General features: G+C 69.8%; 18 protein-coding genes. 15 read left to right on the top strand and 3 right to left on the bottom strand.

Features of this window, described 5'->3' with window-relative positions; all coding sequences use genetic code 11:
* Positions 1–108 precede the first annotated feature (108 nt).
* Positions 109–759, top strand: a complete 651-nt coding sequence (locus GT042_RS26855) for a hypothetical protein (RefSeq protein WP_161311312.1) — start codon at positions 109–111, stop codon at positions 757–759.
* A 78-nt stretch (positions 760–837) separates the two neighbouring features.
* On the opposite strand, the gene GT042_RS26850 is transcribed toward GT042_RS26855, so the two are convergent.
* Positions 838–1,503, bottom strand: a complete 666-nt coding sequence (locus GT042_RS26850) for an SLATT domain-containing protein (protein WP_161311311.1) — start codon at positions 1,501–1,503, stop codon at positions 838–840.
* A gap of 607 nt (positions 1,504–2,110) precedes the next feature.
* Between GT042_RS26850 and GT042_RS26845 the strand changes: the two genes are divergently transcribed.
* The 10 genes from GT042_RS26845 to GT042_RS26800 all read left to right on the top strand — a co-directional run bounded on the left by GT042_RS26845 (position 2,111) and on the right by GT042_RS26800 (position 10,403).
* Positions 2,111–2,446, top strand: coding sequence for a YbaB/EbfC family nucleoid-associated protein (locus GT042_RS26845; RefSeq protein ID WP_161311310.1), 336 nt, complete (start codon positions 2,111–2,113; stop codon positions 2,444–2,446).
* Between the two features lie 159 nt (positions 2,447–2,605).
* Positions 2,606–3,205 carry a recombination mediator RecR gene (gene recR, locus GT042_RS26840; RefSeq protein WP_161311300.1) on the top strand — a complete coding sequence of 200 codons (600 nt, stop codon included), beginning with the start codon at positions 2,606–2,608 and terminating at the stop codon, positions 3,203–3,205.
* Positions 3,198–3,875, top strand: a complete 678-nt coding sequence (locus GT042_RS26835; protein WP_161311299.1) for a DUF5063 domain-containing protein — start codon at positions 3,198–3,200, stop codon at positions 3,873–3,875. Before recR ends, GT042_RS26835 begins: the two co-directional genes overlap by 8 nt.
* 356 nt (positions 3,876–4,231) lie before the next feature.
* Entirely contained in the window at positions 4,232–4,423 is a 192-nt protein-coding gene (locus GT042_RS39435; protein ID WP_237531218.1) for a hypothetical protein, read from the top strand.
* The gene (locus GT042_RS26825; protein WP_161311298.1) at positions 4,420–6,246 is read left to right on the top strand and encodes an alpha/beta hydrolase; all 1,827 of its coding nucleotides are present in this window, start codon (positions 4,420–4,422) and stop codon (positions 6,244–6,246) included. The genes GT042_RS39435 and GT042_RS26825 overlap by 4 nt, the downstream gene beginning before the upstream one ends.
* 101 nt (positions 6,247–6,347) lie before the next feature.
* Positions 6,348–6,797: a hypothetical protein gene (locus tag GT042_RS26820; protein WP_345943929.1), complete on the top strand. Its 450-nt coding sequence runs from the start codon at positions 6,348–6,350 to the stop codon at positions 6,795–6,797.
* Between the two features lie 282 nt (positions 6,798–7,079).
* Positions 7,080–8,213 (top strand): hypothetical protein, encoded by a 1,134-nt coding sequence (locus GT042_RS26815; RefSeq protein WP_161311296.1) that lies wholly within the window; start codon positions 7,080–7,082, stop codon positions 8,211–8,213.
* A gap of 47 nt (positions 8,214–8,260) precedes the next feature.
* Entirely contained in the window at positions 8,261–8,809 is a 549-nt protein-coding gene (locus GT042_RS26810) for a Uma2 family endonuclease (protein ID WP_237531217.1), read from the top strand.
* A gap of 254 nt (positions 8,810–9,063) precedes the next feature.
* Positions 9,064–9,948 carry a hypothetical protein gene (locus GT042_RS26805; RefSeq protein ID WP_161311294.1) on the top strand — a complete coding sequence of 295 codons (885 nt, stop codon included), beginning with the start codon at positions 9,064–9,066 and terminating at the stop codon, positions 9,946–9,948.
* 125 nt (positions 9,949–10,073) lie between these two features.
* Entirely contained in the window at positions 10,074–10,403 is a 330-nt protein-coding gene (locus tag GT042_RS26800) for a hypothetical protein (RefSeq protein ID WP_161311293.1), read from the top strand.
* Here GT042_RS26800 and GT042_RS26795 read toward each other — a convergent pair.
* Positions 10,372–11,232, bottom strand: coding sequence for a hypothetical protein (locus GT042_RS26795; protein WP_161311292.1), 861 nt, complete (start codon positions 11,230–11,232; stop codon positions 10,372–10,374). The two genes, GT042_RS26800 and GT042_RS26795, sit on opposite strands and share 32 nt — an antisense overlap.
* A gap of 472 nt (positions 11,233–11,704) precedes the next feature.
* On the opposite strand from GT042_RS26795, the gene GT042_RS26790 reads away from it, so the two are divergent.
* The 4 genes from GT042_RS26790 (at position 11,705) to GT042_RS26775 (ending at position 16,595) form a co-directional block, all read left to right on the top strand.
* Positions 11,705–13,006, top strand: coding sequence for an aspartate kinase (locus GT042_RS26790; RefSeq protein ID WP_161311291.1), 1,302 nt, complete (start codon positions 11,705–11,707; stop codon positions 13,004–13,006).
* 49 nt (positions 13,007–13,055) lie between these two features.
* On the top strand, positions 13,056–14,114 hold the full coding sequence (locus GT042_RS26785; RefSeq protein WP_161311290.1) for an aspartate-semialdehyde dehydrogenase: 1,059 nt from the start codon (positions 13,056–13,058) through the stop codon (positions 14,112–14,114).
* Positions 14,115–14,568: 454 nt separating this feature from the next.
* On the top strand, positions 14,569–15,144 hold the full coding sequence (locus GT042_RS26780; protein ID WP_161311308.1) for a SigE family RNA polymerase sigma factor: 576 nt from the start codon (positions 14,569–14,571) through the stop codon (positions 15,142–15,144).
* Entirely contained in the window at positions 15,141–16,595 is a 1,455-nt protein-coding gene (locus GT042_RS26775) for a hypothetical protein (RefSeq protein WP_237531216.1), read from the top strand. Before GT042_RS26780 ends, GT042_RS26775 begins: the two co-directional genes overlap by 4 nt.
* 163 nt (positions 16,596–16,758) lie before the next feature.
* On the opposite strand, the gene GT042_RS26770 is transcribed toward GT042_RS26775, so the two are convergent.
* Positions 16,759–17,523: an SURF1 family protein gene (locus GT042_RS26770; protein ID WP_161311289.1), complete on the bottom strand. Its 765-nt coding sequence runs from the start codon at positions 17,521–17,523 to the stop codon at positions 16,759–16,761.
* Between the last annotated feature and the right edge of the window lie 97 nt (positions 17,524–17,620).

Raw genomic sequence — 17,620 nt, 5'->3', positions numbered from 1 at the left:
GGCCGCTCGACCGGCACCCTTCGCGGAACGTGCCCGCCGCACTACGCTGTCCCGACCATCGTGACCATCGCGCGCACGCGTACGAACTCGTTGGAGAGCGAGCCTCCCTTGGCCTGTGACCTGTGGTTGGTCCCCCTCGTCGATGTGCTGTGCCACAGCCCCGACAACCCCTTCGCCGATGAGATCGCCGTCTACGACAAGGCGCTCGGCGACGCCGGACTCCCCGCCGTCCCCGTTTTCGCCTATATGCCGGGCCTCTCGGGGGACGTCGCCCCCGTCGCCGGATTCGACTACGACGCGCTGCACTTCCTGCGGCGTGTGTACCTGCTCCAGGTGTGCGGCCTGGCCGTCACGCCGGTCGGTGAACTGGGCGGTGACTACGAACAGTTGCTGGAGATGTTCGAGTCGACGGCCCAGCAGTCGCACCTGGTCTGGCACTACGACCACGCGGGCGCGTACGTCCCGGTGGACTTCGCCGTACCCCTGTCGAACGAGGAACTCCTCGCGGGCGGTGGCCCGCTGGGCTCCACGCACGGTCTGCTGCGGGAGCTCGAATTCGTCGCCGCGTCGATCGGTATCGACGCGGCCAACCCGCCCTCTCCCCCGACCCCGCCGGACCGGCCGACCTCCCTGGAGGAGCCGGCGAACCCGATTCCGTACGACGACAGCCCGTTCGCCAGGGAGCGTCATGTCTGGCTGGGGCTGCACGCGGCGGCCACGAGGAGTCTGGCGCAAGGCTCCATGATCATCTTCAGCTGACGGCGGCCCGGGGTGCCGGGGCGGGTGTCGGACGAGCGCGCCGGCACCCGCGCCGGCACCCTCCCGCCCCTGCTCACCTCACCGGGGCGACTCCGGTGGCCGCTGGCGCGGCATGTTGGGGCGGGTGCCCGGGGGCAGCGGGAAACGCCCCGGCCCCGGCCCCACGTCCTGCCGCCCGCCACCGCCCCCCAGGGACTGCATGACGAGCGGGGCGGGGCCCGACCGGAACTCCACCATCCAGTCCGCCGTCTCCGACCGAACTAACTCCGTCACGTCCTCGGAGAAGCGCCGCAACACGTTCAGGCACCGCTCCGCCGCCTCGCTCGCGGTGCCCTCGGCCGGGCCCAGCACCTCCCGTACGCTCTCCGACGCCCAGTCGAACTGGAACGTCTGGAGCCGCCGCTGCACCGCCTGGGCCGTCGCGACCGACCGCATCCACCCGGACGTGAACCCGAAGTACCGGTCGCAGCCGACACAGGCCGCGCCCAGCAGGAGCGAGACGTACCCCCAGCCCGCGGCCCCGGGCAGCGCCCCGGTCAGGTCCAGCAGCGGCAGGGACGTACCCGCGACCACCCCGAACGCCGTGGCGGCGCGCAGGACGCGTGCGGCGCGCCGTTTCCGTACCCGGTCGGCGAGATACCAGGCGACCGTACGCAGCGCTCCGCTCTCGGCCCACCGGTACAGCTCGTCCAGCCGCTCCGCCGGCTCGCCCCAGTCCCCGAGCGGGAAGGGGCCGCCGGTCAGATCACCGGCGGGCGGGCCGGGCGCGGCGCTCCCCTTCCCGCTCCCGCTCTCGTTCCCGTTCCCGCTTCCGTTCCCGGGCGGGGGTTGCGCCCCGTCGGCGGGATCGGACCGGCCGGGGTCGGCCCGGCCCGGTGCGTCCGAGGGGTGGCCGGGCGGATCGGGCCGGTTCGACGGGTCGGGGCGGTTCGACGAGTACGAGTGGTCCGAGGGGTCCTCCTCCCGGGCGGGGCCTCCGGGCTGCATCTCCGGCTGGCTCACCGGGGCACTCCTCTGCGGTCTGCTGTGACGGATCTTCGGGTCTTCGGATCTTCGGTCTTCGGTCTTCGGGCACGCGTGGGGTCTTCGGGCACGCCTGGTCGCGTGACGCTTCGTGACAATGTGTGACGCTGTGACGACGGGTGTTGACGCGCATGCACTTCCTACCGCCGAATGGTGGGCCGGAGGCCCGAAATCCAGGGGTTTCCGCCCGCACGGGCGTGTTGATCAGGTAGAGGAGCCCGGGGCACTCACTCGAAAGAGTTGGTCCCTGTGGGGTGGGGCGCGCTGCTCGGGGACCACGTAGGCTCGCCTTACAGGTAAAAACGTCGTCGAAATGCCAGGAGTGACCGTGATTCCCGGTGGTGGTCAGCCGAACATGCAGCAGCTCCTCCAGCAGGCCCAGAAGATGCAGCAGGAGCTGGCACAGGCACAGGAAGAGCTCGCGGCGACCGAGGTCGACGGGCAGGCGGGCGGTGGCCTCGTGAAGGCCACGGTCAACGGCTCCGGTGAGCTGCGCGCCCTTGTCATCGATCCGAAGGCCGTGGACCCGGACGACACGGAGACGCTCGCGGACCTTGTCGTCGCCGCGGTGCACGCCGCGAACGAGAACGCGCACCAGCTCCAGCAGCAGAAGCTGGGCCCGCTGGCGCAGGGCCTGGGCGGGATGCCGGGCCTGCCCTTCTAAAGGCACAGGGGCACCAACTACGGTACGTACGAACGAAGCAGCACGGCTCCGAGCAACCTCAGCACGACCAACCACAGCTCGACCAACCACAGCACAAGCGACCACAACACGAGCGACCACAGCACCGAGCGCGGGTGCGGCACCAGGGAAGGCAATCCGTTGTACGAAGGCGTGGTTCAGGGCCTCATCGACGAACTGGGCAGGCTGCCCGGCGTCGGCCCCAAGAGTGCGCAACGGATCGCCTTCCACATCCTCCAGGCCGAGCAGACCGACGTCCGCCGCCTCGCCCACGCCCTGCTCGAGGTCAAGGACAAGGTCAGGTTCTGCGCGGTGTGCGGCAATGTCGCGCAGGAGGAGCTGTGCGGGATCTGCCGTGACGTCCGCCGGGACGTGACGGTGATCTGCGTGGTGGAGGAGCCCAAGGACGTCGTCGCGGTGGAGCGTACGCGCGAGTTCCGCGGGAAGTACCACGTCCTCGGCGGGGCGATCAGCCCGATCGAGGGCGTGGGCCCGGACGATCTGCGGATCCGCGAGCTGCTCACCCGCCTCGCCGACGGCACGGTCACGGAGCTGATCCTGGCGACGGACCCGAATCTGGAAGGCGAGGCGACGGCGACGTACCTCGCCCGCATGATCAAACCGATGGGCCTGCGGGTCACACGCCTGGCCAGCGGTCTCCCCGTGGGGGGCGACCTCGAATATGCCGACGAGGTCACGCTCGGGCGTGCCTTCGAGGGGAGACGACTTCTCGATGTCTGACGCAACGCTGCACGCGGTTCATCAGGATCCGGACGATTTCGCGGTCCAGATCGCCGACCAGATCGAGAGCTTCATCGTCGCGGTCACGGAGGTCGCCAAGGGCGACGAGCCGGACAGCGCCGTACCGTTCCTGCTGCTGGAATTCTCCCAGCTGCTGCTGGCGGGCGGCCGGCTCGGGGCGCACGAGGACATCCTCCCCGACGAGCGGTACGAGCCGGACCTCGGCCCGGAGCCGGACACGGACGACCTGCGCGAGCGGTTCGCCGTACTCCTGGAGCCGATCGACGTCTACTCGGAGGTCTTCGACCCGTACGAGCCGAGGAAGGCGCCGGTCGCGGCGCGGATCTCGGACGACATCGCGGGCGTGGTGGCGGACCTGCGCCACGGCCTGGCGCACTACCGCGCGGGGCGGACGACCGAGGCGATGTGGTGGTGGCAGTTCTCGTACTTCTCGAACTGGGGCTCCACCGCCTCGGCCACCCTCCGCGCGCTCCACTCCCTGGTCGCCCACGTCCGCCTGGACCAGCCACTCCCGGCCCTGGACGGCCTGGACACGGACCAGGACCTCAGCGAGGACGCGGAGGACGCGCTGGCGGAGGAGGCGGGCCGGGTGATGGCGGAGGAGATCGGCGGACCGCTGGGCCTGGGGGCACGGCCGGCGAGGTCGTAAGCACCTTCATCACGCTCTGTTGGCCGTGAGGGACGGACCCGCGCTAGTGTCACGCTGAGCGACGGTGTGAACGCGCACCGCGATGGATGTGGTGCGGGAGTGCGACGGTGCGGTACTCGCAGGGATGGCAGCAGGTATTCGCGCTGTCGGATCTTGGCCTGCCGGAACCTGGGCTGCCGGAACTTGGCCTGTCGGAACCAGGCGCGGCCCCGCCGACGCCCGCGCCCCGGCCTGCTGACTCGCAAGGATTACGCCACACCACCGGCCCGTGGACGAGGGCGTCAGGTACGGCGAACACGCTGCGGACGACCACCGAACGGAGCCGCGCCCGCCTGCGACCCGCGCACGAGGGTGTGGTGGTCGGCGGGCAGGGGTTGTCGGCGGTGGCGGCGGCCACGGCGGTACTGGCCTCCTGGGAGGAACGCCTCACCGCGGTGCGTGGTGAATGCGGCTACCTGGCGCGGGCGTTGAACCAGGTGGGCAAGGAGATAGGGGAGACGGACGCGGCGGTGAGGTCCGCGCTCCAGGCGGTCAGGGCACGCGGATGACGACCGACTCCACTCTGACCTGGCAGCGATTACGGGACCTGAAACCCTCGGAGTTCGAGCAGGCGGGCGACGGCTGGCACGAGGTGTCGGCGCGGGCGGAGGCGGACCGGGACGCGGTGGACCGGGCGATGACGGCGAAACTGCGGGAGACGCAGGAGAGCGAGTCGGCGCGGGCGGCGATCGCGAGGCTGCGCAGGCTGAGCCGGAACTACCAGTACGTACACACCGAGGCGGCGCTGATCAGGACGACGCTGAACGGCCTGTCGACCGAACTGACCAGGGCACAGCGGGAACTGACGGAGGCGCTGGAGGACGCGGCGGCGCTCGGGTTCACGGTCCACCCGGACGGCGGGGTGAACTACCCGCCGGCGGAGGCGACCACGTACCTGGGCGACGCACTGGGCACGGGGAAGTCCCCAGGGGGAAAAGCAAGGGGTAACGCGACGCAGGCGCTCCAACTCCCGGGCCTGACAGACGAATACACAGCGCCCTTAGGGACGACCCCTCCCGCCCTCAACCCGAACGCGGCCAAGGCCCAAGCCATCGCGGACCGCATCGCGAGGGCGGTGAGGTCGGCGACGGAGACCGACGACCGCTACACCCGGGCCCTGAACAACCTCAAGGCCGCGAAAGGCCTGGACGTCACCGAAGCGACGCTGTCGGACACCACCCGGGACACGGCAACGGTCCGCAGGACGGCGGAACGCTACCTGGAACGCGGCATCCCGTCGGAGCGGTCCCCCCAGGCGGTCAACGCGTGGTGGAACTCCCTGACGGAGGAACAACGCAACGACTACATGGAGGTCGCCCCCGACCTGATCGGCAACCTGGACGGCATCCCGTCCCCGGCCCGAGACGAGGCAAACCGCCACTACCTCCCGGTCCTCATCGACCAGTTGGAGAAACAGGGCGGAGAGGACGCGAAGGCGAAGCTGGAGGGCCTTCGGGGCATCGAGAAGAGGCTGAACGAGCCCAGCCGCGTGCCGATGTTCCTGCTGGGCATCGGAACAGAGGGCAACGGCCGCGCGATCGTGGCGTACGGGAACCCTGACGCGTCGCGGAATGTGTCGGCGTACGTGCCGGGGCTGGGGACGAAGCTCGATGGGGAGTTCGCGGAGGGGACCCTGAATCGCGGTTTCGACACCGCGAAGGGCGCACGGATGCACGACAGATCCTCCGCCGCGATTGTGTGGCTGGGCTATGACGCTCCTCAGAGTCTGGACGTCATGGGCGAGGGCGACGCGGCACGAGGAGCCCCCGCCTACAACAGTTTCATGGACGGTCTGGGCGCCACCAACACGCACAAAGATCCGCATCTCACGGCGATCGGCCACTCCTACGGCTCATTCACGGTCGGTACGGCGGCTCAACGCGAGGGCGGCATTCCTGGCGCGGACGACATCGTCCTGCTCGGCAGCCCGGGCACCGGTGCCGACAAGGCTGAGGATCTCGGTGTGGGCAAGGACCACGTCTTCGTCGGAGCGGCCGAGAACGACCCGGTGACCAAGCTCCCGTCCTCGCGGCAGGCCTGGGCAGGCGGGGCGGGCTTCGTCGTGGCCGGCCCCGCAGGTGCGTATGCCGCGGGTGACATCGCGGACCGGGGCGACGACGATCTGTGGTTCGGCAGAGACCCGGCGAGCGAGGCCTTCGGTGCCAGACGCTTCCGTGTCGCAGACGGACCCCGGCCGTTCGTCGACGGGCAGGGACCCACCCCAGCGCATTCCAACTACTTCTCACCGGAAGAGGATCGGGTGTCCGCAGGAAATATCGCCAGGATTGTCGCGGGAAGGCCGGAGCAGTTGGAGACGCAGGAATGGCGATGAAGCGGTCGGCGAGATGTGTCCCCGTCCTGCTACTGGCGGCCGTACTGCTCGCTGGATGCGGGAACACCGGAAATGACAAGGGAGTCGCGGCCACCATGAACATGCAGGAGGCGGCCGAACGTTCGGACTCGCTGCTGGATGCCACGTTCGGAGCGATCCGGCCGGAGGTCCAGTGGGCCCACGACGACACATCCGCAGGGAGCTGCGACGTGGTTCGCCGACGGGTCGTGCTGACCGTCATCTCGGAACAACGGCGCGGCAGCTTCCTGGGCGTCATCGAACGGTTCTGGAAGAAGAGCGGGTTCGACATCATCTCCGTGAACCGCAGCGTGGATTCTCCCGACATCTACGCGAAGACGCCCGACGGATTCACGATCGGTCTGATCATCGGCGACAAGGGCCAGGCCTTCTTCGAAGCGGACACGCCGTGTGTCGAGCAATCAGTGGTGGCCGAGCCGGCCAGCAAGCCCAACGGGCCTGCCTACGCCGGGGTTCAGATTCCGTACCCCAACGTCCACTCGGACTTCTGGTCGGCGCCCCACGCCAACTGAACGCGCCGCCCACACCCGCCGCGCACGCGATCCCGCAGGTCGGCCCGGGGCTTGAGCCTCGGGTTTCGGGTCCCGGGGCTCGGGCTCTTCCCATAGGAGTGGGAGGTGGTGGGAACCCAACCCCCCACCCAAGTCCCTCGCGGACCAGGCGAGATGACTTTCCGTGCTCGGCTTGCGCCGCAGCGTGGTGACCGTTTAGCGTTCGGAGCATTGAGCGGCCCCGGCCGGTGCGCCAACACCGGGCCCCGGGACCTGACCAACGAATCGATTGCGACTTCGATCGTGGCTTTCACCGACTTTAGTGCTGCCCTGCCCGCGCCCGCACACCCCCCGGCCAATCCCGGGTACGGAAAGCGCTGCGCGCCCGACCAATGCCCGCGTGGCGAGGCCGACTTCGTACATCTGCGCACGAGGGAAGCGGCGATCGCCGCGTACATCGATCGTCTGCCCGAGGGTGCCGCGATCGGGTACAAGGCCCTCGCGGCGAACATCGCCGACTACGGCCAGCAGGCGTGCGGCAAGGCGCTGAACTTCCTCTCCGACGCCGGGCATCTGCGGCGCGTGAAGGAGCATCTCCGGCTGGAGGACAACAGTTTCCGCTGGGTGACGCACACGTACTTCTCGCGTACGTCCAGGGATGACGCGTGGTGGACCGCGTTCGTGGGGCGGTTGCACGGGGTTGACCTCACCGAGCTGGAGCGCCGGAAGAAGGCGGCGGAGGCCGCGCGCGCTCACAACGTGCCCGCTCCCGACGTGCCCGTTCGGGCCGAACCCGTACAGCCCGCTGCCACGCCCACGCCCGCGCCCGCATTCGCATCCGCACCCGTAGAACCGGCCGCCACACCCGCACCCGCACCCGCACCCGCACCCGCGCCCCAACGGCCCGCCCCCTCGGAGGCGTACCGCATCCTCGCCCGGCTCGGGCGCACCGAGCCCCGTATGACCCTGTCCGCCCGCGAGTGCGCCGCGCTCGAATCCCTCGCCGCCGAGTGGCTGGCGCGGGGGGCGACGCCCGATCACCTGGTGCGTTCGCTGACCGCCGGGCTGCCGCAGCCGTTGCGCAGCCCGGGGGCGATCGCCCGTACCCGACTGGAGAACAAGATGCCGCCCGAGCCGTTCCACGCCCCCGCCCACGTCAACCTCGCGGTCATGGTCTGCATGACCTGCGACGTCGCGGACAACGTGAAGCCGCTGATCCGGGGCGTGTGCCTGGACTGCCGCGAGGAGATGGCGGCGTACGACGCGGCCGAGGACGCGGGCGTGGTCATCGACCGCGTACCGGACACGTTCCTCGCCGTCCCCGCCCAGGTGAACGTCGCCCGCCGCGCCGACGAGTGCCGAGCCATGGCCGGCTTCAAGGCCCGCCCAATTCCACAGCAGATGCACGCGCCTCTCGGGCAGGCGAGGGCGGAATGAGCGTGCGGCGCCATGACCCCCCATCCGCTGACCGGGCCGGGCCTCAGATGTCGATCGAGGAATTCGAAGAGCTTGCACGCCACGCGCCCGAAAGGGTGCGGCTGGAGTTCATCAAGGGAAAGGTCCAGGTCAAGGCCGTGCCGGACGGTAACCACAACGAGATCGTGAAGTGGTTGCAGAAGCAGTGCATCCAGCACAGGCCCGAGCTGTGGCTGTACACGAAGCAAGGGCTGAAGGTCGATACGTACGGCAACGGGCGGGCCCGGCCGGATGGGACACTCGCGCCCGACGACCACTTCGTCGGCGCCGGGGAATGGGCCGCACCCGACGGTGTGCTGTTGGTCGCCGAGGTCACGTCGTACGCCGCCGATACCGATAGTCGCGACCGCGTCGAGAAGCCCGACGGGTACGCGGCTGCCGGGATCCCCGTCCATCTGCTCGTCGACAGGGACGCGTCTTCTGTCACGGTCCACTCGGAACCGGAGAACGGTGTGTACCGGGCCGTCACCACCCGGCCCTTCGGCGCCCTTGTCGAACTCCCCGGCCCCGTCGGCATCACCCTCGACACGGAGAAGCTCAAGCATTACGCGGACTGAGTGCCGCCCGAGTGCCGTCCGGGGCGCGCGGCCGAGTAGTTCCGGCCGCTTTCTGACGGGTGTTGAACTCTGGGGATCCCGGGGCCGTATGTCTGGTGGGGGTGGGCGGGGTGACCTTGGCTGCTCCCGGCGTACTGGATGGCACGTACGGCCGTACATCTGTGCGGTCGTGCACTCGGCCCCGACACGGAATGGACTCGATCGTGACTGCTTCTTCGGCAAGTTCGACCGGCACCTCCCGACCGACCTGGCGCGTGCGCCTCACTGCCGTCGCCATGGGGACCCTCGCGGCCGGGGCTCTTGTCCTCACCGGTGGTGTCTCCGGGAACACGGCGAATGCCACCAGCGCCGCCGCACCCGCAGTCGCCCCGGCCGTCGCACCCGCCGTCGTCAACTGCCCTTCCGTCTCGTGCCGTTCCCTCGTCTCCGGGCTCGGAGAGCCCGTCACCTCCGTGGTCGACGCGAGCGGCAACGCGTACATCACGTACTCCAACGGCGACCTCCGCAAGGTCGCCCTCGCCACCGGTGCCACGACCACCGTCGCCAGGGGCCTGGGCAATCTCCGTGGGGTCGACCTGGACGGCAACGGCAGTGCGTACGTCGGTGACTTCGACGGGAATCTGCGGAAGGTGAACCTGGCCACCGGTTCCCAGGAGTTGCTGGCCGGCGGGCTGGGACCGCTGCACGGCATCGTCCACAGCGCGGTGGGTGTCACGTACGCGACCGGTGGTGCCGGGAAGTTGTACGAGGTACGGGCGGGGCAGCCCGTACGCGTCGTCGCCTCCGGCCTCGGCCTCTCCCAGGGCATCGCGCTCGACGGCAAGGGCCTCGCCTACACCGCCGACATGATGACCGGGCGCATCCTCCAGACCGACCTGACCACCGGCGCGGTCAAGAGCCTCGCCAAGGAGCAGTACGAGCCGACGTCCATCTCCGTCGGGAGCGACGGGCAGGTGTACTTCGCCGTGGGCTCGGAGGTGACCCGGCTGAATCCGGTCACCGGCCAGGCCGTCGAGATCGCCACCCTGCGCGGCCTCAACTCCGTCTTCTTCAAGGTCGACAAGAGCGGCGACGCCTACGCGACCGATGTCGTCAGCGGCGGCGGCTCGCTCTGGAAGATCACGGGTCTGGTGGGGTAGCTCGCCGGACATGGTCGGGTAGTTTGGTTGCGCGTTAAACAAACGGACAAACGTCGTCGGAATGGACTCGATCGCTCATGCCTGTACGTGTGAAACGCATGAAACGTATGAAACGTGCGACGCGCGTGGCACGTGCGACCGGCCCGACGACCGCGCCCGCCTGCCCGACCCTCTCCACCGCCGCGTTCCCCGCCACGCGCCGTACCGAACACGCCTGGCGCGTACGGCGTACCGCCCTCGCCGTGGGCGCGCTCACCGCGCGGAGCCTGGCGGTGGCCGGCGGCGTACTGGTCCAGGCGGCGGCGAGGGGCGGGGCGGACACCCCCGTACCGCCCCTGTCCGCCGCCGCCAATCAGCCGCACACCGGCGCGAACCCGTCCCGGCGCGACGCCGGGACGGGCTGCGAGTTCTGCCGGGAGGCGATCAGCCGAGCTTGGCCAGCTGCGCGTCGATGATGTCCTTGGGCTGCTTGCTCTCGCCGCCGCCCAGGTTGATCGACATGAACGTCGCGAGCAGGCCGTCCTTGCGCACCGCCACCAGCGGCGACGCGGTGGTCTCGCCCTCCATCTCCGTGGTCACGGTGAAGGCGACCGCCTCGTCGCCGGCCGTGTAGGTGGCCGGGGCGACCTTCGTGACCTTCGTCTTCTCCCCGTCGGCGGTGTACGTGAAGCCTCCCGCGCACGCCTTGCCCGCCGCGCTCAGCGCCTCCAGCGCCTCCGGGGCGCCCTGACCGGCGTACGAGTTGAGGGTCTCGGCGGCGATCGTCATGTCGCCGAGGGCCGCCAGCGCGTCCTCGGGCGAGGCGTCGGCGCCCGGCTTCTCCGGGACGCTCGTGAGCCTGACGGGCGAGGACGCGGCGGGCTTGCCCAACGGCCGGAAGCCGAGGACGTCGACCAGCGGGGTGCACGCCTCGTTGTCGGTGGTGATGCCCTTCCCGATGGCGATCTCGGCCGCGGACGCCTTGGCGATCTTGTAGCCCTTCACGTCGCCCTCGACCAGCACCAGCTTGTCCAGCTCGGCCTGGGGCAGGGCGGTGGCGTCGGCCGCGTCCGCCGCGGGCTTGGCCGCCGCGCTCGACTTGGACTTGTCGGCGGACTTGCCGGCCTTCTTGTCGGAGTCGGCCGAGCTGTCGTCGGAGCCGCCGCAGGCGCTGACCAGCAGGGCGAGCGAGAGGGCGGACGCGGCGACGGCGGTACGGCGGACGAGGGCGCTGCCCGCGAGGGTGGTACGGGACGCGGTGGTACGGGCGCCGGTGGTGCGGGCAGTGGTGGTGGTGCTGCGCATGAAACGGTTCCTCTGGGTCTCGGTGAACAACGGTCCCCCCGCCCGACGTTCACCCTTCGGCGACACGCAGATGCTGGCGGAATTCTGTTGGTCGACCGAAAGTACGTTTCTTTGCCGTCCCATGATCAAGAAATGAGACCCGCCCCCGCGATTGTGATGCTCACGCAACGCCAGAGCCGTCCGATCGAGACGCGTTCCCGTACAACCCTCCCGTACAACGCTCGCGTAACCCTCGCCTACAACCCTCGCGTACGACTCTTTCGTCGCTTCGGCTCGTCGCTCTGTGGTGTGACGTGGCTTACGTTCCGCGTGGCCCCGGTGATCGCGGGCATGCATGCTCACCGAGCGGCGGCGCCGACCCCGGGTGATCATTCAGTGAGCGGGACATCTCACGATGTGATATAGCAGGGGCGTCGTACGGCCGCTCGTTAGACTGAGCCGACAGTAGTGATGGATTGAGCGAGGAGCGCACGTGGGCCTTGTCGTGCAGAAGTACGGAGGCTCCTCCGTAGCCGATGCCGAGGGCATCAAGCGGGTCGCCAAGCGAATCGTCGACGCCAAGAAGAACGGCCACCAGGTCGTCGTCGTGGTCTCGGCGATGGGCGACACGACGGACGAGCTGATCGATCTCGCCGAGCAGGTGTCCCCGATCCCTGCCGGGCGCGAGTTCGACATGCTGCTGACCGCGGGAGAGCGCATCTCCATGGCGCTGCTGGCCATGGCGATCAAAAACCTGGGCCACGAGGCCCAGTCGTTCACCGGCAGCCAGGCCGGCGTCATCACGGACTCGGTCCACAACAAGGCGCGCATCATCGATGTCACGCCGGGCCGGATCCGTACGGCGCTGGACGAGGGCAACATCGCCATCGTCGCCGGATTCCAGGGGGTGTCCCAGGACAAGAAGGACATCACCACCCTGGGGCGGGGCGGCTCCGACACCACCGCCGTCGCCCTCGCCGCCGCGCTGGACGCCGAGGTCTGCGAGATCTACACCGACGTCGACGGCGTCTTCACCGCCGACCCGCGGGTGGTGACGAAGGCCCGCAAGATCGAGTGGATCTCCTTCGAGGACATGCTGGAGCTGGCGAGTTCCGGCTCGAAGGTGCTGCTGCACCGCTGTGTCGAGTACGCGCGCCGTTACAACATCCCGATCCACGTCCGCTCCTCCTTCTCGGGGCTGCCGGGCACGTGGGTCAGCCACGAACCGCTCAATCGCGAACCGCTCAGTCACGAACCGCAAGGGGACCGCAAGGTGGAGCAGGCCATCATCTCCGGTGTCGCCCACGACACCTCCGAGGCGAAGATCACGGTCGTCGGCGTCCCCGACAAGCCCGGCGAGGCCGCCACGATCTTCCGCGCCATCGCGGACAACGAGATCAACATCGACATGATCGTGCAGAACGTGTCCGCCGCGGCGACCGGTCTGACCGACATCTCCTTCACGCTGCCCAAGTCCGAGGGGCGCAAGGCGATCGACGCGCTGGAGAAGACGAAGGCGAAGATCGGCTTCGACTCGCTGCGGTACGACGACCAGATCGCCAAGATCTCGCTGGTCGGCGCCGGGATGAAGACCAACCCGGGGGTGACAGCGGGCTTCTTCGAGGCGCTGTCGAACGCGGGCGTGAACATCGAGCTGATCTCGACCAGTGAGATCCGCATCTCGGTCGTCACCCGCGCGGACGAGGTGACGGAGGCGGTACGTGCCGTCCACACCGCCTTCGGCCTCGACAGCGACTCCGACGAAGCGGTGGTCTACGGAGGCACGGGGCGATGAACGGCGGGCGCAGGCCTCGTACGCGTACGACGAATGAAGGCACCGGACGATGAACGGAAAGCCGACGCTCGCGGTCGTGGGTGCGACCGGTGCCGTCGGCGCCGTCATGCTCCAGATCCTGTCGCAGCACGCCGACGTCTGGGGCGACATCCGGCTCATCGCCTCGCCCCGTACGAACGGCCGCAAGCTGTCCGTACGGGGCCGGGAGACCGAGGTCCTCGCGCTCACCGAGCAGGCGCTCGACGGGGTGGACGTCGCGGTGTTCCTCGTACCGGACGACGTGTCCACCCAGTGGGCACCCGTCGCCGTCGCCAAGGGCGCGGTCGTGGTGGACAATTCAGCGGCTTTCCGGATGGATCCGGACGTTCCGCTGGTGGTTCCTGAGCTCAACGCCCATGCCGTACGGTCCCGTCCGCGCGGCATCGTCGCGAGTCCGGGCTGCGCCACGCTGTCGATGGTTGTCGCGGTGGGCGCGCTGCACGCCGAGTTCGGGGTGCGGGAACTGGTCGTCTCGTCGTACCTCGCCGTCAGCGCCGCCGGCCAGGACGGCGTCTCCGCACTGCGCGACCAGCTCTCGCTCGTCGCCGGTACGGATCTGGGTACGCATCCGGGCGACGTACGCCGCGCGGTGGGGGACACCACCGGGCCCTTCCCCGCCCCGCTGGCCCTGAACGTGGTGCCGTGGGCCGGTTCGCTCCAGGGCGGCGGCTGGTCGTCCGAGGAGCTGGCGATCCGCGACGAGATCCGCAAGATCCTGGACCTGCCCGGCCTGCGGATCTCCGCGACCTGCGTCAACGTCCCCGTGATCACCGCCCACTCGGCGGCTGTGCACGCGCGCTTCGAGCAGGAGATCACGGTCGACCGGGCGCACGAGATCCTGGCGACCGCGCCGGGCGTGGTGCTGTTCGACAACCCGGGCGCGGGCGATTTCCCCACGCCCGCGGACGTGGTGGGTACGGATCCGACGTGGGTGGGGCGCGTACGGCGGTCGCTGGACGACCCCCGGGCCCTGGAACTCTTCGTCTGCGGCGACAACCTCCGTAAGGGCGCGGCCCTCAACGTGGCGCAGATCGCCGAGGCGGTGGCGGTCGAGCTCTCGAAGGGCTGAACTCTCCCTTGAAGGGCTGAACTCCCCCTGAGCCGCGCGCGGTCGGGAGAAAACCGGAAGCCCCGGATCCTTAAGTGTTTGTAGGATCTGTGAACACCCTGTGATCAAGACGATGGTCTGTACCACTTGATCTGCTATGTCGTCGTGTCCGACGATGCGTATCAGTCTTTCTGTGAGTTTCCTTCGGGAGTTCCGCAACCGCTCGCTCGCCGGGAGGCGTCTTTGCGGTCGCGCCTGTGGGGGTGCGGGGTGCCGCGAGCAAATGGGGCATTGGGGGAGATCAGGTACGCATGACGGTATTTGGTGCAACGTCAAATGGGTGGGCACACGCGTACAACCCTGACGGGGGGGAGCGTGTCCAACAGGCGTGGCAGAGGTTCTCGACATCACAGCGATCGTCCCGGTGCGCGGCGCGGCAGTGCGCCCCGTCCGGCGTCCGCGTGCGCCCGGCGGAATGCCGGTGATCGCCCGCATGCCCGCCGCGCGTTCCACCCGCGTTCCGTCCCAGCGCGACGGGAGCGACGACACGGTGGCGGCGGGTACGACCGTCGACCACCTCACGGAGACCTACCGCGCTCACTACCGTTCGCTGCTCGGTCTCGCCGCCCTGCTCCTGGACGACACCGCCTCGTGCGAGGACGTCGTACAGGAAGCCTTCATCCGGGTGCACTCCGCGCGCAATCGCGTACGGGAGCCGGAGAAGACGTTGGCGTATCTCCGCCAGACGGTCGTGAACCTCTCCCGTTCCGCGCTGCGGCGGCGGATCCTGGGACTCAAGCTCCTCTCCAAGCCGATGCCCGACATGGCGAGCGCGGAGGAGGGGGCGTACGACCAGCTGGAGCGGGACGCGCTGATCAAGGCGATGCGCGGGCTCCAGCGGCGGCAGCGCGAAGTGCTGGTGCTCCGGTATTTCGCGGACATGACGGAGGCGCAGGTCGCCGAGACCCTCGGGATATCGCTGGGTTCGGTGAAGGCGTACGGCTCGCGGGGCATCAAGGCGCTGCGCGTCGTGATGGAGGCACAGGCATGAAAGGGCGCGGCTTCGGCCGTACGAACGGCCGGGGTGACGGAGACGGCCGGGAGAACGCACGGCGGGGGCCGGGCGGGTGGGACCACGACGGGAACCGCGAGGGGAACCGGGACGGGGACCGTGACCGGGACCGCGCGAGAGACCGTGAGGAAGCCCGTGAGCGGGACCACGCGGAGGATCACGCGGGAAACCACCCGGGAAACCGCGCGACCGACCACCGGCCGGGCGACGAGCTCGACGCCCTGATGAACGACCTGACTGGAAACGGAATTGTGAACAAGGTGCCGGAGAACGAGCTGAGTGGCCCGGGCAGGGCCCTCGGCGGCGACAACGGGGCTGGTACGGGCACCGGCGCCGGTGCGGGCACCGGCGCTGCTACGGGCGCCGGCCTTGCTTCCCTCCTCTCTCCCGCTTCCGACTCCGGGGACGACGAGCTGGCGCTGCGCCGGCTGTTCCACACGGCGGTGGAGGACCTGGAGCCGTCCGACGGCGCGCTCGACCACCTCCGCAGGGCGGTCCCCACCCGGCGTGCCAGGAAGCGCCAGGCGATGGTCGGCGTGGCGGCTGCCGCGTTGCTGTGCGGTACGGCGATTCCGGCGTTCGTCCATGTCGCCAACTCCGGCAGCGCGTCGGACAGCAGCGCCATCAACGCCGGTCACGGTACGAGGGACCAGGGCGACGGCGGCAGCGAGAAGTCCTCGGGCGGGATCCAGAAGGACACCGACCACCTGCCGGGCAAGGCGTCGGAGGACCCGAACGCGTCCGACAGTCCCGACGAGCCCACGGACACGGCATCGGGCTCCGTCGACGGCGGTACGGGGGGTGTGGCGCAGCCGGACAACACCCTCGCCGCCTCGTCACCCGTGTGCGACCCGGGCCAGCTCAACGTCGTGACGGCCCAGGCCGGCACGCCGACGGCGGACGGCACGGTGTACGGGACCTTCCGCGTCGCCAACGTCTCGGGAAGCGACTGCTCGGTCGCCGGCAAGGGCTCCTTCAACTTCACGGCGGCGGGCGCGGCCGACCCGGGCAGGATCGCGGTCGTGCAGCACACGGCGGGCGACCAGGCGAGCGGCCTGCCGGACCCGTCCCAGGAAGCGTCCGCGCTGGTCCTCGCGCCGAACAGTGCCTACGAGGTGCAGTTCGCCTGGGTGCCGGCCGACACCTGTCCGACGACGGACCCCTCCCCGGACCCCTCGCCGACGGACAACGTGTCGTCGGGCGGCAGCGGCGGCAGCGGTGGGAGCGCCTCCAACCCGGGCTCGGGCGCCACGTCCGGCACGGACACGACCAACACCGCCCCCCAGCTGCTCACCGACGACGGCGGCACGGAGGACGGCAGCGTCACCGTCTCCCACACGGCGGAACCAGGCTCTCCGGTCGCCCAGGCGACGATCCCGAACGCGTGCGCGGGCACGATCTACCGCACGGGCGTGCTCCCGCCGTCGTAGGGGGCGAGGGCGAGGGCGGCAAGGGCTGCGGGCTGGGGCCAACAGGGCTGGAGGCCGGGGGCCTGGACCGACAGGTTCAAGCAGCCGTTCGGCGGCAACCGAACCGCTCACGCGCAACCGCTCACGCGCAACCGCTCACGCGCAACCGCTCACGCGCAGCCGCTCAGGCGGCGGTGTCCAACCCCAGGTCCAGCCCGAGCGCCCGGTCCTTCGCGCTCTCCACCTCACGCCGGAACAACCGGAACCACATGAAGACCACGAACCCCGCGAACACGAACCACTCACCCGTGTAACCGAGGTTCTGGAACGCCTTCAGGTCGAGCCCGGTGTTCTCCGCCGCCGTGGCCGGTACGGGAAGCAGCCCCCGCGACGCCTGACTGACGGTGACCCAGGCGTCGTACACCGGATACGGCACGACGTTGATGAGCGACGCCGCGCTGATCATCCCGAGCTGCCCCGGCGGCAGCCCGCCACTCGTGTGTACCCCGGTGGAACCAGAGGTCTCGGACGCCTGGAGCGCACCGCTCACGGTGACCTCACCGGCCGGCGGCGCGGGCACCTTCTTGCCGTCCGCCAGCCAGCCGCGCACGACGGGAAGCGCCTTGCCGCTGTCCGTACGCAGCATGGTCAGGACGTACGAGCCGTCCTTCCCGTCCAACTCCCGGTCCGGTACGAGGAACTGGTCGCCGTACCGGCCCGTCGCCGTCGTGTGCCGGCCGGAGGTCTCCTGGTCGACGGGCAGCAGCTTCGCCAGGGGGGCGGCGTCCTGTCCGGCGGGGTCGGGCCTCTTCTCGGCCGCGTTCTGGGTGGCGACACGATCCTCGAAGCGCCCGAGCTGCCAGGTGCCCATGAAGATGCATACGGGGATCGCCAGGACGACGAACAGATTGATCCCCCACCAGTGGGGAGTCACCAGGAAGCGATACACCCCTCCACGGTACGGAACGCCCCCTACCTCCCACTCCCCGGGTCCCGCTAGGTCCCCCCTCCAGCTACCTCCCCCTCCCCTCCCGCTGTCCCACTCC

Source organism: Streptomyces sp. SID3212 (genome assembly GCF_009865405.1).
GTDB lineage: Bacteria > Actinomycetota > Actinomycetes > Streptomycetales > Streptomycetaceae > Streptomyces.
This window is presented reverse-complemented; position numbering and strand designations above follow the sequence as displayed.